Here is a 1,850-nt window from a genome sequence, read left to right on the forward strand (position 1 = left end):
TTACGGCATCATAGCTTCCTTCATATCCTTCCTCACGCAGCAGTTCGAACAGACGGATGAGGCTCAGCCGTTCGCGGGCCGGACGCGCCACGTTCTCCTCAAGAAGAGCGCACAATCTTCCCTCCCATGGACCAATCCGGGGAAGAGGCTGTCGTTCTCGGTGATAGTCAAAAGACGTCTGTCCCGACCGGATCACCTTGCGTACCGTCTGCCGCGATATCCCAAGGTCCCGGCAGATCGCCTTGATCGCCTTTCCTTCGACAAAATGCGCGCGACGGATCTTTCCAATTGTTTCCACAACAAGCATCCCAAACCGGGCCTCCATTCAGCATGAAGGCCATCGTGAACCCGTTTCTCAGAAAGGGGTCGTTTTTGGCTGCCTGTCCCCCTTCCGAAGGGGTCACTTTTCCATGCCGCTTAACACTTTATTGGCCTTGCGATGTCAGGTGACCGTTCCATCCGCCGGATTGAGGACATTGGCGGGGAAGGAGGAAACCAGTTCGCCATGGCCAAGGCGCTCGCCTCAGGCGATGCCCGGCTGATGCACAAAGCCGGGCTGGAGGCCGATCTTGCACGGCTCGAGAGACTGGCGGCCGCCCATTATGACGACCAGTTCGCCGTAAAACGTGCCATCGACTGGCCCGAGCGTGAGATTGCGGGCGCGGAGCGCCAGATCCCGCTTATCGAGGCGGATATCGCCTGCCGCCAGCCCACAAAGGGGGATGCGTTCGTACTGCGTCGGGACAAGGGGGATATCAGCGAGCGCGAGAAGGTCGGGTCATGGCTCCTGTCCCAGCTCCGCCTGGCGGCGAAGAACGGTGAGGCAGGGGTCTGGAACCTCGGACGCATCGGTGGGTTCGCCGTCATGTGCGAAGCTGGGCCTGGCCGTCGCGTGCGCGGCGAAAAGCGCGCGGTCGACGTGACGCTGTTTGTGGAAGCGTGCTCAGGTCGCATTGAAATCGCCGTCGAGGACGACACGAAGGGCCTTGGGCTGACCTCGCGCCTCGAACATGCGCTGCTTCGGATCGATGATGCGCTCCGTGACGCAATCCGGATGCGGGAGGAAGCGCAGCATCGCCTGCCATCCTACCGGGCCCGTCTGGGCCTGCCGTTCGCGGAACAGGCGATGCTTGATGAAAAGCGCGCCGAGCTGAAAGCGCTGGAAGACGATCTGGCGGCGACCGCGACCGATGAAGACCCGGTGCATGACGACACCGAGGACAGGGAGAAGGAAGAAGAGGCGGCAGCCTGAGAAGGGCTGCCATCTCCGGCCAGGCGCCGCAAGGGGTGGCGCCTCCCCGTGCTCGGCGTCTGCGCCGCCTGCGCGCGGGTCCGGTGCCGCCGCTGCACGGCGCCCTTGCCCCGCCAGCCCGGTGCTGGCCGCCGGAGTGCATCAGGAAAGGCGTCCTGAGAACACGGAGTAAAAACCATGGAACTGCGCGAAGTTGATCCGAAAACCCTGCTCGACAACCCCGAAAACCCGCGGAAATCCGCGCCCAACGAGGCGGAAGAGCGCCAGCTGGCGCTGAACGTCAAGGCCGTCGGGATCATCCACCCGCCCCTGGTCCGCGAAACTCCTGACGGCCTGATGATCGTTGCAGGGCATCGCCGCCGGCGTGCCGCGGTCAAGGCCGGCCTGAAAACCATTCAGGTGACGGTGGCAGGCGATGATGCGGAACTGGACCGGATGCGTGCCGCATCGGAGAACATGATCCGTCAGCCCATGACCCAGGTTGAACAGTGGCGGGTTGTCGCCAGGCTCCGGGAGGAAAAAAAGTGGAATGACACCGCGATCTGCAAGGCGCTGATGCTCACACCGGTGCAGCTGAAGCAGATCGGCCGCCTGTCTG

At 63.1% G+C, this 1,850-nt stretch carries 2 protein-coding genes and 1 pseudogene; 2 read left to right on the forward strand and 1 reads right to left on the reverse strand.

Annotation, left to right across the window (positions count from 1 at the left end):
• Positions 1 to 307, reverse strand: a pseudogene (locus GEU01_RS26080) (IS21 family transposase); the annotation flags it as partial.
• A gap of 132 nt (positions 308 to 439) precedes the next feature.
• Between GEU01_RS26080 and GEU01_RS21315 the strand changes: the two are divergent.
• Together GEU01_RS21315 and GEU01_RS21320 are read left to right on the forward strand one after the other, a co-directional pair.
• Positions 440 to 1,252, forward strand: coding sequence for a hypothetical protein (locus GEU01_RS21315; RefSeq protein WP_019087619.1), 813 nt, complete (start codon positions 440 to 442; stop codon positions 1,250 to 1,252).
• 177 nt (positions 1,253 to 1,429) lie between these two features.
• A partial coding sequence (locus GEU01_RS21320; RefSeq protein WP_019087620.1) for a ParB/RepB/Spo0J family partition protein occupies positions 1,430 to 1,850 on the forward strand: 421 nt, incomplete at its 3' end.

Source organism: Komagataeibacter europaeus LMG 18890, from assembly GCF_000285295.1.
GTDB lineage: Bacteria > Pseudomonadota > Alphaproteobacteria > Acetobacterales > Acetobacteraceae > Komagataeibacter > Komagataeibacter europaeus.